Genomic DNA, 13,759 nt, shown 5'->3' with positions numbered 1-13,759 from the left:
GCTCGACTTGCATGTGTTAAGCCTGCCGCCAGCGTTCAATCTGAGCCATGATCAAACTCTTCAATTAAAAATCGTTTGTGTAACCTCATCGCAAGCGATGTGTTACTGCTCAATGAATTCTGTCGTGCTATCTACCGAAGTAAATAGCGCATTACATAGTCGCTACACATCTAACTAAAGATACGTAACTATATTTATTTGCATGAACATCATTCATTAAGCGTTTTTTTGTTCTTACTTCGAAAAGTAAAAACTATGTAAAACAACATTAATGTGAGTGCTCACACAAATTGCATGATAACTAATTGTTAAAGAAGAACTTCATACACTAAGCATTTGGCTTAAGTAGAAGTAGATAAGAGTCGCATTCGCTCTTTATCTGAAGCAAATTAAGTTGAACTTAATCTGCGTTGCTCGTTGCTATTGCCCCGAAGCAGGAGGCGTATAATACGCTTCCGAGTTTTGATGTCAACGTTTATTTTAAATTATTTTAAAAAAAATTTAAAACTTGATGTTAACTTACGTTATTTCTCGCTAAAGCGGGTAGATAACGTATCAAAACAGTTCGTTGATGATTCATTTTGCGTGAACCCCTTGGAACTGGAGCGCATTATAGAGAGCTTTCAGTTTTGGTCAACACCTTTCCCACATAAAATTGCATTTATTGAATCGTTCGTTCAGTTAAAAGGCAACACGTTCATTTAAACAACTATACAAGTGGAAATTATTGAAAATTATTCCTTAATAGCAGATTAATTGCATAAACTTTGCACTTGATAGTTGCACATTATAAAAAGCTGCGTACCATAGAATTGCTATTTGCTTATATTCAAGCAGTTAAATTAGTTTATTAAAATAATAATTAGGTATCTTTATATGAAGTCTCCAACGTTACAAACAGTCATCATTGCTGTTGCTTTTGCCATCATCGCTTATATTGTCACTTTTGCCGTACCGGCTAGTTCTATCCTTATTGCTAGTTTAGTATTTGTTAGTGCATTTCTCGCACCTTTACTTACTGGTAGTCCTTCAGCCAACCCAGCTTCATCTACAGCCAGCAGCACTGTTGCTTCGGATGAGGATGTTAGAACCCTTTATGTTGGTAACTTACCTTATAGAGCGAATGAAACCTCAGTACGAGAACTCTTCTCAGAACATGGTTCTGTACATTCTGTACGTTTAATGAAAGATAAACATACAGGAAAACGTCGTGGTTTCGGTTTTGTTGAAATGGCTGCTGATGATTTAGACAAAGCAATTTCTGCATTGAACGATACAGAGTTTCAGCAACGTACATTGAAAGTAAGAGAAGCAAAGGAACGCCCTGAGCGAACTGAAGATAACAATCAAGACGACTAACGCTACAACTTATATAATAAAAGGCCGCTATAACAGCGGCCTTTTTTATTACTTTAAATCTAAAGTTGAACGGTTACTTATCGCCAAGACATCAATTTATGTTTTTAAAGACTACTCTGTATTTTGCTGCAATAGCTCAAACAGCTTTATAAAGGATAAGCGGGCTTAAGTTACTTCGTCTTCTCCTATCATTTACCTAATAGAAGACTTGACTGGACAAACGTCAATACATTCTGAGTCACCTCTTCAAAATTAGTAATATAGCCGCCCTACTAGTTTCTTACACTTATAACTATTTATCAGTAACAATGACTAATAGTTAAGTAAAGTAGTTAATATTGGCTTATTTATAAAATAGACTGATTAAGAGCTAGACAAAAGCTAAGTCGATAGTAAAATTCGCGCTGTTATTCTAATCTCTCTTTCTTTATACAAGGCACTTCCATGTTTAGTCACATTCATCCGGATAATTACGATGCGCAATTATCAAAAAAACAACAAGATATGGCTAAGTTATTTAGTGACTTCAACCTACCAGCTCCTGACTTATATCCATCAGTGCCATTAAATTATCGCCAAAGAGCAGAATTTAGGGTTTGGCATGAAGGTGATGATCTTTATTACATCATGTTTGATAGTAAAACTAAGGAAAAATTTAGAGTAGATGACTTCCCTGTTGCCAGCGAGTTAATTAACAACGCGATGAAAGCTTTACTTGCCACAATCAAAGATCAACGTGAATTGCGTTTTAAGCTTTTTCAAGTCGATTTCCTATCTACACTCAGTGGTGAATTATTAATTAGTATGCTGTATCACAAGCCATTGGAAGATAATTGGCAAATTGAGGCAGAAAAGCTAAAAGTTCAGCTATCAACAATTGCTCCTGTGGATATTATTGGTCGCGCAAAGAAACAGAAAATTATTGTTGATAAAGATTATGTGATGGAGTCTTTGGACGTTGGAGGCAAGACCTATGTTTATCAACAAGTAGAAAACAGTTTCACTCAACCAAATGCAGGTGTTAATGAGCAAATGCTCTTATGGGCTCAGCAAGCAACACAAAATGCCGGAGGCGATCTCATTGAGCTTTACTGTGGCAATGGTAACTTTAGTATCGCTCTTGCTGAAAACTTTGAACGAGTATTGGGTACTGAGATATCGAAAACTTCTGTTCGTTCTGCACAAATAAATATTAGTAAGAATGGTATTGATAATATAGATATTGTACGTATGTCTAGTGAAGAATTTAGTCAAGCTATGAATGGTGAACGAAAATTTAGACGCTTAGAAGACTTTGATTTAACAACTTATAACTACGACACAGTGTTAGTAGATCCGCCTCGTGCTGGATTAGATAGAGACAGCGTTGAATTAGTTAGACGTTTTAATAAAATTATCTATATTTCGTGTAATCCTGAGACTTTGAAAGATAATTTAGCGCTGCTAGTAGAAACACATCAAATTGATAAGTTTGCCTTATTTGATCAGTTTCCTTACACCGACCATATTGAAACAGGTGTAATACTAACGAGGAAGTAAACTAACGAGATTTTCTAGATACTTTACGACGATCACTTAGCTCAAGAGCACCACGAGCAATAAAGCGTAATTGCTGAATTGTTTGTTGAACTAATTGATCACGTTCCGCTTTATCTTCTATATCAAGTGCGTCCGAACCAGCACTAAAAACAATAGTCACCGCAGCATTAGCCTGCATGTATGCAACATCAGCTTCAAGCTGATTCGCTTTTTGAAGATAATCACAAAGCTCCATAGTAAAATAACGGATTTCTCGTATTACAGCAGCACGAAAAGCTGCAGAGGTACCTGAACGCTCACGTAACAACAGCCGAAAAATATTACCATTACTCTCAATTAGTTCCATAAAAGTCTGTACTGATATTTGAATAACAGAGCCACCTTTAGCAATACGCTGTCTTGCTTGGCGCATTAACTGCCTGAGCGTTAAACCTGCTTCATCCACTAAAGTTAGCCCTAATTCATCCATATCTGAAAAGTGGCGATAAAAAGATGTCGGCGCTAAGCCAGCCTCTTTTGCGACCTCACGTAAACTTAAACTAGAGAAACTACGCTCCGCACTAAGCTGATTTAGAGCTGCATTAATTATCTGACGACGGGTCTTTTCTTTTTGTTGTGCTCTTACACCACTCATCTAACAGGCTCTTTATGACATAAATTCAATATTATTATCATAATACTGAATTAGCTCAATATTGTCAGTTTTAGTTCTGATAAAATACTGCTATATTTTTATATTAAATAAATACGAGGGCTCACTTTTGGTTAAATCAAAAACAAGCAAGACTGTAGAAAAAGGTTTTGATTATGACGTAATTATCATAGGTACAGGTCCAGGTGGAGAAGGTGCGGCAATGAATCTTGCTAAGCGCCACAAGAAAGTTGCTATTATTGAACGTTACCATCAAGTTGGTGGTGGTTGTACTCATTGGGGTACAATTCCGTCAAAAGCATTACGCCAATCAGTAAGTCGTTTAATTGAATATAATTCAAACCCACTGTTTAATCAAAACGGTCAAGTAAAGCAACTTACCTTTCAAGATATCTTAAGTCATGCTTCAGCTGTAATTCAAAAACAAGTTAGCTTACGCAGTGGTTTTTATAACCGCAATCGCGTGGAACATATACAAGGACAAGCCTCCTTCGTTGATGCACATACCATCAGCATCTTGCACCCAGATGGTTCTGTAGACAAAATTTCAGCTAAACAAATTATGATTGCTACAGGATCACGACCTTATCGCCCTGATGATATTGACTTTGAGCATCCCCGTGTTTATGACTCTGACAGTATTTTAAGTCTCAAGCATGCTCCACAACATGTCATTATTTATGGTGCCGGTGTTATTGGTAGTGAATATGCTTCTATCTTTAGAGGGCTAGGAGTAAAAGTCGATTTAATTAATACTCGTGAACGTTTACTGTCTTTTCTAGATACTGAAATGTCAGATTCACTCAGTTATCACTTATGGAACAGCGGTGTTGTCATCCGACATGGTGAAGAAATTGAACGTGTTGAATCCAGTGAAGATGCAGTAATAGTACATTTGAAATCGGGTAAAAAAATGCGCGCCGACTGTTTGCTTTTTGCCAATGGTCGTACAGGTAATACTGCCGATCTAAACCTCGCTGCTGCTGGTTTAAAAGCAGATGGTCGTGGTCAGTTAAAAGTAAATGAATGTTATCAAACAGAAGTAGACAATATCTTTGCGGTGGGTGATGTTATTGGTTACCCAAGTTTAGCGAGTGCTGCTTTTGACCAAGGTCGAATCGCCGCTTCTGCAATGGTTGATAGCAGTAGTAAAGCTAAGTTAATTGTTGATATTCCCACAGGTATATACACTATTCCTGAAATTAGTTCTGTTGGCAAAACTGAGCAAGAGCTCACAGAAGCTAAAATACCTTATGAAGTTGGCCGAGCGCAGTTTAAACATCTTGCCAGAGCACAAATTTCCAATAATTTGGTTGGCTCTTTAAAGATTCTCTTTCATCGAGAGACCAAAGAGATTCTAGGCATTCACTGTTTTGGTGAAAATGCGGCTGAAATTATTCATATCGGCCAGGCGATCATGCAACAAACAAATGGTGGAAATACCATAGAATATTTTGTTGAAACAACCTTCAATTATCCGACTATGGCTGAAGCATTCCGCGTTGCAGCCTTAAACGGTTTAAATCGTTTATTTTAATAATAACTAAGTCCCTTTTACTAGCATGATAACTAAATATTTATCATGCTAGTAACCTTCTCTTACTTGAAGAAAATACACTATGAAAAAATTCAGCTTAATGATTGCCAGTATATTATTGTTACAACCTTGCTTAGCAACTGATAACTTTACTCTTTATCTTGTGAGACATGCTGAAAAGCAAGCTGATAGTAAAAATCCACTATTAACACAATGTGGCGAGGAAAGAGCAAAACAATTATCGAAATTACTAAGTACAGCGAATATAAAATCTGTTTATAGTACGAATTACCAAAGAACGATGTCGACAGCAGCACCGTTATCAAGCAGACAAAACATTACCATCAAGAATTATGACCCTAAACAACTTGAACAGTTTTCTTTGCATTTAAAAGCGCACAAAGAAAATGCACTAATTGTTGGACATAGTAATACTACTCCTGAACTGACTCAATTACTAAGCGAGCAGAAAGTAGAAAAATTAACAGAGAAAGAGTACCAAATGCTGTATCAAGTTCAATTTATTGAAGGTAAAAGCCAACTAACTCTATTTAACCAGCCTTTATCCTGTAAACAACCTTAGTACTCCGCTCCTTTATTATTTTCAGACTTTTGTCCTAATTTAATTAACTCAATACTGGTAATTCTAAATGGCTGGCCCCACTGTTGAGTAGTCATCATGTCTTTGATGATCTCGCCTTTCACTTTAAGTACTGTACCAGCTAACTTATATTGCTTGGCGAGGTTCATTGGTAAGAGCTTATCTCCAGTTTTAGAAGTTAAACCATAAAAACCGCCTTCAAAATCATAGAAGTTCACGGTGACTTGTTGCCAAGCTTGCTCTTTTGTATCTATCACCTGACTAGTTCCTTCTTTGAGTTTGTCTTGTGCTTGAGGTTGATTGTGACTAGCTTGCGAGCAACTTAGTAAACATATTGGGAGTATAATGCTTACTAATAATGATAGCGTGAATGTTTTTCTCATAATAATTGTCCAATAAAAAAGGCCATGGTAATTTTCATACCATGACCTTTATTTTTATTGTTGTCAAAATAATCAAAGACTAATAGAGATTAAGTGAATATTTACCTGTCTTATTAGTAGTCAATAATCACTATGCCATATAATTTTCTGGCATGTCTAACGCAGCAACACCAGAGTCTACTGCTGCTTGGGCAACAGCCTTTGCAACCGCGCTACACAAACGAGGATCCATAGGCTTAGGGATTATATAATCCTTACCAAAGCTAAGATCTTTCTCACAACTTGCTTTAAGTACTTCTGCAGGTACTGGTTCTTTGGCAAGTGTTCTAATGGCGTGTACCGCTGCTATCTTCATAGCATCATTAATAGTACGAGCGCGTACATCTAATGCTCCACGGAAAATAAATGGGAAACATAAAACATTATTAACTTGATTAGGGTAATCAGATCGGCCTGTAGCCATAATTAAGTCATCACGAGCTGCCAAAGCCAGCTCAGGTTTTATTTCAGGGTCTGGATTCGAACAAGCAAAGATAATTGGTTTATCTGCCATAGCTTTTACTTGCTTTTGTGATAAAAGATCAGGACCTGAAACACCAACAAAAACATCAGCGCCTTCAATGGCATCATCTAAAGTTCTTTTATCTGTATTGTTAGCAAAAAGTTTTTTATATTCGTTTAGATCATTACGACGCGTATGTACCACGCCTTTAGTATCTAGCATGTAAATTTTTTCTCGCTGCGCCCCACACTTAATTAATAGTTCCATACAAGCTATTGCTGCTGCACCTGCACCTAGGCAGACAATGTTAGCTTGTTTAATATCTTTACCCTGAATATCTAACGCATTCATCATACCAGCAGCAGTCACTATGGCAGTACCGTGTTGATCATCATGAAATACTGGAATTTTACAGCGTTCGATTAGCGCTTTTTCGATGGCGAAACACTCAGGTGCTTTAATATCTTCAAGATTAATGCCACCAAAACTATCCGCTATATTAGCAACGGTATTAACAAATTCTTCAACCGTTTTATGCTTTACTTCAATATCAAAAGAATCAATATTAGCGAAGCGTTTGAATAATAACGACTTGCCTTCCATAACAGGTTTTGAGGCCATAGGACCTATATTACCCAAGCCTAATACTGCAGTGCCATTAGTTATTACAGCGACAGTGTTACCTTTTCCTGTATATTTATAAACATCGTCTGGATTGTTTGCTATTTCTCGACAAGGCTCAGCAACACCCGGACTATATGCGAGTGACAAGTCTTGGCTGGTTTCTGCTGCGGTAGTCAATGAAACACTTATTTTTCCTGGTGTTGGCAATGCATGGTAATCAAGTGCTTGCTGGCGTAGATCTGTCATGAGAATTCCTAATGCGTTATTAATAGTGTTAGTTTTGTTGTTATTGCAAGTATAGCTATGTCTTTTTGATTATTGTTATTATTAACACTCGCTTTTACTTACTTATATGGTATTTCATATAGATAGAGTAATTCAAGTCTGTTTTACTATATAACCTCTATCTAAGCTATAACCAATGTAACGCTAGCGTTCGATAAAATCATATCAATTTGATAAATATTGGCTATTTATAACTAAGTAGTTACCTACAAATGTAACTTAGTAAAGGTGAAGTAGACTTAGAGTCCTTTTAAACACATTACCTATCAACTAGTCTTATTTATTGAACTATGACAATACAAGAGAATTAATCTAGAAATCCGATCACTTAGAATATCTATACCCAACGGATTAATTAATTGACCAACTTAGCGCTAGACTAGCGGACTAAACATAGTAATTTTATATATCATTGATTTTGTGATGCTGTCAGTTTGCTATTATGCTCCCAAAGGGCGAGCTTAAAAGGCTTATTTACGACGTTATTGATATCAACAAGGACGTTACAAAGATGGTGTTCCTAGATAATGCAGGATCATATTCTCTTGAAAAACCAATCTATTCAATCAATACCTTGCCACAAGCCTTTTAATTGTCGTTAAGTGACCAATAAGTTAGTCCAATTGCTATTCATCACATTCTTAAAAGTTTTCCAAAAAAAAGTCCAACACATAGCTGGACTTTATTTTTAAGAAATCACTTTCCCTTTTCTTTATTAGATAAGGGAAACTAAAGTTATCCTTTACAGAAAAGGGTTCACTTTAATAATCGTTTCAACACGATCTGGACCAGTAGAGATAATGTCTACTGGTATACCGGTAATTTCTTCAATTCGCTTGATATAAGCAAGTGCATTCTCAGGTAAAACATCAACTGATGTTGCACCAACAGTGCTTTCAGTCCAACCTGGCATTTCTTCATATACTGGTGTTATTTTATCATAACCTTCAGCAGCCGTAGGCGGTACAGTGATAATATCACCTGCTTGAGTTTTGTAACCAGTACAGATTTTTAATGTTTCCAATCCATCTAGTACATCAAGCTTAGTTAAACAGAAACCTGTAACACTATTTACTTGAATTGCACGATGCATTGCAACCGCATCAAACCAACCACAACGACGCTCACGTCCTGTAGTTGCACCAAACTCGTGACCTACAGTACCTAAGTGATTACCAACTTCATCATCCAATTCCGTAGGGAAAGGACCTGAACCAACACGCGTAGTGTAAGCTTTGGTAATGCCTAAGATGTAATCTAAATGACGAGGGCCAACACCACAACCTGTAGCAACACCACCAGCAGTGGTATTTGAAGAAGTTACGTAAGGGTAAGTTCCATGGTCGATATCAAGTAAAGTACCTTGAGCACCTTCAAACATGATTGACTCGCCTTTTTTACGGGCTTGATCCAATATTTCAGAAATATCAGCAGTCATCTTTTTGATGGTATCAGCGATAGCTAATGCATCAGCTAAAATTTCTTCATAACTCACTGGCTCAACTTTATAGTAGTTAACCAATGAGAAGTTATGATATTCAACAATTTCTTTTAGTTTAGCCGCAAATGTTTCTGCACAAAATAAATCACCAACGCGTAAACCACGTCGTGCAACCTTATCTTCATATGCAGGGCCAATACCACGACCTGTAGTACCAATAGCTTTATTACCGCGAGCAACTTCACGCGCAGCATCTAAAGCATTATGATAAGGAAGAATCAATGGACAAGCATCGCTTATAAGCAAACGTTCGCGTACAGGTACGCCTTTTGCTTCTAGCATAGTGATTTCTGTCATTAATGCTTTAGGACATAGCACTACACCATTACCAATTAAACATTTTACGTTATCACGTAATACGCCTGATGGAATAAGATGTAACACGGTTTTTTCACCGTTAATTACTAAAGTATGACCAGCATTGTGACCGCCTTGATAACGAACTACGTATTTAGCTTTATCGGTTAGTAAGTCAACGATCTTACCTTTACCTTCGTCACCCCATTGAGTGCCGAGAACAACTACATTTTTGCCCATGTTTTTCTATTTCGTAAGAAAATTAGGCGAGGATTTTACCAAATAAATATTTATAGTCCAAGTTAAAAAAGCAGCTTTTTAAGCTAATATTCTATCAGATCTTAAAATAACTAATTAAGTTAATAACTTAGCTAAAAATTAATCGTAACCCCAAGGGGCAACCGGAGTGCTAATTGGCTTTGTTAAATCGAAATCGACTCTAAATTCTCTACCTTGACGAATTAATCGATAAGTAAATTTTTCTGGGTATATAAACATTTGCCATGTATTGCCGATTGATTGTGGAATACCTTGATCGACAAAAAGCTCTTTAGAGTACTGATCTGCCGGAAAAGATTGCATCTCAGCCCAACCAGCATCATTAGTGTGACCTCCATACATAGTTGATTTATCATTACTTCCATCTTTTTGACGATGATCATGCTTTAATGATAATCCTGAGCCAGTTTTAGTGATAATCCATGTACGTGATGCATCATCACCCACATGAAACGGTACTTGTAATTGACTGTCTGTACATTTGCGTACATGCATCATTAATTTTTTATTTGCAAAGCTCCCTCCTGCGGCATTATCTACGGTCACCTTACCTTCATAAGACTTGCCGCAATGTTTCCTTATATTGTTAAAAAAATCATCTTGAGTCTGTATTGAAACTAATGGGGCTTCTGTTGCCAGTAATGATGCCGCCATCGGCAATGATACAATTACAGCAATTACATATTTTATTATTGTCATATTTTTACCTTCTTAAATTTAGGCATAAAAAAGCCAGCAATGATGCTGGCTAATATCTATATATCAATGATTACTATTTTTTAACGTCACTGCCGTCTTTTAAAAAACGGAAGAATTCGCTATCAGGTTTAACCACCATGATATCATTTTTACTATTAAAACTTTTTTCATAAGCTTCAAGACTACGATAAAAACTGTAGAAATCTGCATCTTTACTGTAAGCATCTGCATAGACTTTTGCGGCCAGTGCATCACCTTCACCACGAACCGTAAAAGAGTTCTTTTGTGCTTCCGCTAACATTACTGTCACTTTAGCATCAATAGTAGCGCGGATAATCTCTGCTTGCTCTTGACCTTGTGATCTATGTTCTTTAGCAACAGCAGTTCGCTCAGCACGCATACGCTCATAAATAGACTGACTTATTTCTGTCGGTAAGTTAATAGCTTTAATACGGACATCAACAACTGCTATGCCAAGATCTTCACGACTACTCGCAGCACTTTCTAGTGCTTTACTCATTATCGCGTCACGATCACCAGAAACGATTTCTTTAATGGTGCGGTTACCAAACTCTGTACGTAAACCATTGTTCACTTTTTGCTTTAATAATGCACGAGCATTATCTACAGAACCTGAAGTACGTAAGTAGTAAGTAGAGAAATCAACAATGCGCCATTTCACAAATGAATCGACCATTAAATCTTTTTTCTCTGAAGTAACAAATCTATCTGCTGGTTCATCTAATGTTTGAATACGCGCATCTAATTTACGTACTGTCTCAATAAATGGAATCTTGAAATGTAAACCTGGTTCATACACCATCATTTCATCAGTAGCACTATCACGCTTAATTTTTGAGAATTGAAATACGATGCCACGTTGGCCTTCGTAAATAACAAAAACTGACGATACAGCTAAGATAAGAAGTAGTGATATTATAGCAATGGAAAAATTCTTCATTTCTTAGTTGCCCCCATTACTAAATCTATCAGAGCGACCTGATGATGAAGTAGGTGATGTATTTACAGTAGGCTCATCTACCGGTGAATAAGTAGTTTTACTACTGCGATTACTGGTATTTTGTTGCTGAATAATCTTATCTAAAGGTAAGTACATCATATTATTACCACCTTCAACATCAACCATTACTTTACTTACATTACCATACACTTTTTCCATAGTAGCAATATATAAGCGTTCACGTGTTACTTTTGGCGCCGCTTGATATTCAGGTAATATTTTCTCGAAACGAGCGACCTCACCTTGTGCATCAAGTACTATGCGACTCTTATAAGCAATGGCTTCTTGTTCCATACGCTTAACACGACCACGAGCACGTGGTTCAATGCCTCGAGCATAAGCTTCTGCTTCACGTAAGAAACGAACTTCATCTTCTTGAGCTGAAATAGCATCATCAAAAGCATCTTTCACTTCATTTGGTGGACGAGCGTCCTTAAAGTTAACATCAACAATAATTAAACCTAGATTATAAGGCGCGATTATTTTATCTAACTCTTCCCAAACCGACTGACGAATAGACTCACGACCACTAGTTAAAATATCATCCATCTTAGCGTGACCGACAACATAACGAAGTGCACTATCAAGTGATTGATTTAAGCTATCGTCAGCATTAGTAACGCTAAAAATATATTTACGCGCATCGACTACACGATACTGAATTTGCATTTCTACACGTACTACATTTTCATCTTTGGTTAACATAAAACCTGATGACGGCATATCACGCGTGCTTTGCATATCAACCGGTATAATACGGTCAATAAAAGTCCACTTCCAGTTAATACCTGGTTCAACAGTACCTGAATATTCTCCAAATCTTAGTACGATGCCCTGCTCCGCTTCTTTAATGGTATAAAAACCACTAAACGCATAAACCACAGACGCGACAATAAGAAGGATAGATATTCCAATAGTGGAAAAACTTTTACCTGATCCAGAGCCACTTTTAGTGGTTTTTCCACCAAAAATCCCAGTAACTTTTTTACCAAGATCATTCAGAAGTTCATCTAAATCCGGTGGCCCTTGATTCTTGCCACCTTTATTTTTCCAGGGGTCTTTATCATCATTCCCCGGTTCGTTCCAAGCCATATTGTTCTCCACTAAAATCGGCGAAAGTAAATAATCGCCACTACAATTAAAATTTATTTATATTAATGTTCAATATAATCGACTAACTCACTGTACTTAGTAGAAATTAATCTTTCCCACTCACGTGATGGCATATTAACCTCTAGGTGACAGTGACCTTGTTCATCATAAGTCTCGCTAGTAACGCAATTTAACTTGTATAGCTCACCACGTAATTTTCCTGCACTTGGCGGTATACTTAACTGGTGATTTACTACTTTTATGTCTAGACGTTCAGCGAGTGCAGTAAATAACAGTTCAGTACCAATATTTGCCTGTGCCGATAGCCAAACACGAATTGGCATGCCTTGATCATCTCTGTCTATTCGCGGTTCAATATCATCTAAATTATCAATTTTATTACAGATAATTAGTTGAGGCACATCGTTCGCTTCTATTTCTTTAAGCACATACTCTACTTGTTCAATATTCTCACTGCGCCTGTCATCTGAAATATCAACCACATGCAGTAACAATTCGGCTTCACGGGTTTCTGTAAGCGTTGCTTTAAACGCAGCAACTAAATCATGCGGTAAGTGACGAATGAAACCAACAGTATCAGCCAAAATAACACGGCCCACACCGAACAAATCAATTTTTCTTAACGTTGGGTCTAAGGTAGCAAACAACTGATCTGCTGCATACACATCAGATTGTGTTAATGTATTAAACAGCGTTGACTTACCTGCATTGGTATATCCAACTAAAGATAAGGTTGGTAATTCTGCTCGAGCTCTCGCTCTTCGCCCCTGCTGCCTTTGTACTTCAACTTTACCTAAGCGTTTACGAATATTAACCATACGTTCACGCAATAAACGTCTATCTGTTTCAAGCTGAGTTTCACCTGGTCCTCTAAGACCGATGCCACCTTTTTGTCTTTCTAAATGAGTCCAGCCCCGAATCAAGCGACTACTCATATGACGCAATTGTGCTAATTCAACTTGTAGCTTACCTTCATGAGTTCTAGCGCGTTGCGCAAAGATATCAAGAATTAAGGTTGTGCGATCAACCACTCTACATTCACATAATGCTTCAATATTCTTTTCTTGAGACGGCGTTAAACTATGATTAAACAGAACGACATTTGCGCCAACTAGATGAACAGCATCACGAATTTCTTCTGCTTTACCTGAGCCGACAAAAAAACGGGGGTGAGGAGTATTTCGTTTACCAGTCACAACGGTTAACGCTTGTACACCAGCAGAAGACACTAACATTTTAAATTCGCTTAGGTCTTCTCTACTGCTTTCATCTGGAAAGTCTAAATGAACAAGTACGGCTTGTTCACCCGCTTGATAACGTTCAAACAATAGCGTTAAACCCTAGTACCATGATTAATCGTTCTCAAA

General features: G+C 37.2%; 12 protein-coding genes and 1 rRNA gene. 4 read left to right on the top strand and 9 right to left on the bottom strand.

Annotated elements, in window-relative coordinates; all coding sequences use genetic code 11:
• A 16S ribosomal RNA gene (locus ESZ36_RS16170) occupies window positions 1-67 on the bottom strand; the annotation flags it as partial.
• 809 nt (window positions 68-876) lie between these two features.
• Between ESZ36_RS16170 and ESZ36_RS16165 the strand changes: the two genes are divergently transcribed.
• Window positions 877-1,359: an RNA recognition motif domain-containing protein gene (locus ESZ36_RS16165; protein WP_146789769.1), complete on the top strand. Its 483-nt coding sequence runs from the start codon at window positions 877-879 to the stop codon at window positions 1,357-1,359.
• Window positions 1,360-1,803: 444 nt separating this feature from the next.
• Window positions 1,804-2,898 carry a tRNA (uridine(54)-C5)-methyltransferase TrmA gene (trmA, locus tag ESZ36_RS16160; RefSeq protein WP_146789768.1) on the top strand — a complete coding sequence of 365 codons (1,095 nt, stop codon included), beginning with the start codon at window positions 1,804-1,806 and terminating at the stop codon, window positions 2,896-2,898.
• Between the two features lies 1 nt (window position 2,899).
• Here trmA and fabR read toward each other — a convergent pair whose 3' ends face one another.
• Window positions 2,900-3,532: an HTH-type transcriptional repressor FabR gene (fabR, locus tag ESZ36_RS16155; RefSeq protein WP_146789766.1), complete on the bottom strand. Its 633-nt coding sequence runs from the start codon at window positions 3,530-3,532 to the stop codon at window positions 2,900-2,902.
• Between the two features lie 127 nt (window positions 3,533-3,659).
• Between fabR and sthA the strand changes: the two genes are divergently transcribed.
• Window positions 3,660-5,087, top strand: coding sequence for a Si-specific NAD(P)(+) transhydrogenase (sthA, locus tag ESZ36_RS16150; RefSeq protein ID WP_146789764.1), 1,428 nt, complete (start codon window positions 3,660-3,662; stop codon window positions 5,085-5,087).
• A gap of 82 nt (window positions 5,088-5,169) precedes the next feature.
• On the top strand, window positions 5,170-5,670 hold the full coding sequence (locus tag ESZ36_RS16145; protein WP_146789762.1) for a SixA phosphatase family protein: 501 nt from the start codon (window positions 5,170-5,172) through the stop codon (window positions 5,668-5,670).
• Here ESZ36_RS16145 and ESZ36_RS16140 read toward each other — a convergent pair.
• The 7 genes from ESZ36_RS16140 to hflX all read right to left on the bottom strand — a co-directional run bounded on the left by ESZ36_RS16140 (window position 5,667) and on the right by hflX (window position 13,720).
• On the bottom strand, window positions 5,667-5,945 hold the full coding sequence (locus tag ESZ36_RS16140) for a hypothetical protein (RefSeq protein ID WP_246129133.1): 279 nt from the start codon (window positions 5,943-5,945) through the stop codon (window positions 5,667-5,669). The genes ESZ36_RS16145 and ESZ36_RS16140 overlap by 4 nt on opposite strands.
• Before the next feature lie 256 nt (window positions 5,946-6,201).
• Window positions 6,202-7,443, bottom strand: a complete 1,242-nt coding sequence (locus ESZ36_RS16135) for a malic enzyme-like NAD(P)-binding protein (protein ID WP_146789758.1) — start codon at window positions 7,441-7,443, stop codon at window positions 6,202-6,204.
• Between the two features lie 781 nt (window positions 7,444-8,224).
• The gene (locus ESZ36_RS16130) at window positions 8,225-9,520 is read right to left on the bottom strand and encodes an adenylosuccinate synthase (protein ID WP_146789756.1); all 1,296 of its coding nucleotides are present in this window, start codon (window positions 9,518-9,520) and stop codon (window positions 8,225-8,227) included.
• 138 nt (window positions 9,521-9,658) lie between these two features.
• Window positions 9,659-10,213: a hypothetical protein gene (locus ESZ36_RS16125; RefSeq protein ID WP_146789798.1), complete on the bottom strand. Its 555-nt coding sequence runs from the start codon at window positions 10,211-10,213 to the stop codon at window positions 9,659-9,661.
• Between the two features lie 118 nt (window positions 10,214-10,331).
• Window positions 10,332-11,219, bottom strand: coding sequence for a protease modulator HflC (gene hflC, locus ESZ36_RS16120; protein ID WP_146789754.1), 888 nt, complete (start codon window positions 11,217-11,219; stop codon window positions 10,332-10,334).
• A 3-nt stretch (window positions 11,220-11,222) separates the two neighbouring features.
• Window positions 11,223-12,371 carry an FtsH protease activity modulator HflK gene (gene hflK / locus ESZ36_RS16115; RefSeq protein ID WP_146789752.1) on the bottom strand — a complete coding sequence of 383 codons (1,149 nt, stop codon included), beginning with the start codon at window positions 12,369-12,371 and terminating at the stop codon, window positions 11,223-11,225.
• Between the two features lie 62 nt (window positions 12,372-12,433).
• Window positions 12,434-13,720, bottom strand: a complete 1,287-nt coding sequence (gene hflX / locus ESZ36_RS16110; RefSeq protein WP_146789750.1) for a ribosome rescue GTPase HflX — start codon at window positions 13,718-13,720, stop codon at window positions 12,434-12,436.
• Between the last annotated feature and the right edge of the window lie 39 nt (window positions 13,721-13,759).

The organism is Colwellia demingiae, assembly GCF_007954275.1.
Classification (GTDB): domain Bacteria; phylum Pseudomonadota; class Gammaproteobacteria; order Enterobacterales; family Alteromonadaceae; genus Colwellia; species Colwellia demingiae.
This window is presented reverse-complemented; position numbering and strand designations above follow the sequence as displayed.

Coding starts and splice junctions, on each gene's coding strand:
- ESZ36_RS16165 (WP_146789769.1), top strand. CDS start 877: ATGAAGTCTCCAACGTTACAAACAGTCATCATTGCTGTTGCTTTTGCC.
- trmA (WP_146789768.1), top strand. CDS start 1,804: ATGTTTAGTCACATTCATCCGGATAATTACGATGCGCAATTATCAAAA.
- fabR (WP_146789766.1), bottom strand. CDS start 3,532: ATGAGTGGTGTAAGAGCACAACAAAAAGAAAAGACCCGTCGTCAGATA.
- ESZ36_RS16145 (WP_146789762.1), top strand. CDS start 5,170: ATGAAAAAATTCAGCTTAATGATTGCCAGTATATTATTGTTACAACCT.
- ESZ36_RS16135 (WP_146789758.1), bottom strand. CDS start 7,443: ATGACAGATCTACGCCAGCAAGCACTTGATTACCATGCATTGCCAACA.
- ESZ36_RS16130 (WP_146789756.1), bottom strand. CDS start 9,520: ATGGGCAAAAATGTAGTTGTTCTCGGCACTCAATGGGGTGACGAAGGT.
- ESZ36_RS16125 (WP_146789798.1), bottom strand. CDS start 10,213: ATGGCGGCATCATTACTGGCAACAGAAGCCCCATTAGTTTCAATACAG.
- hflC (WP_146789754.1), bottom strand. CDS start 11,219: ATGAAGAATTTTTCCATTGCTATAATATCACTACTTCTTATCTTAGCT.
- hflK (WP_146789752.1), bottom strand. CDS start 12,371: ATGGCTTGGAACGAACCGGGGAATGATGATAAAGACCCCTGGAAAAAT.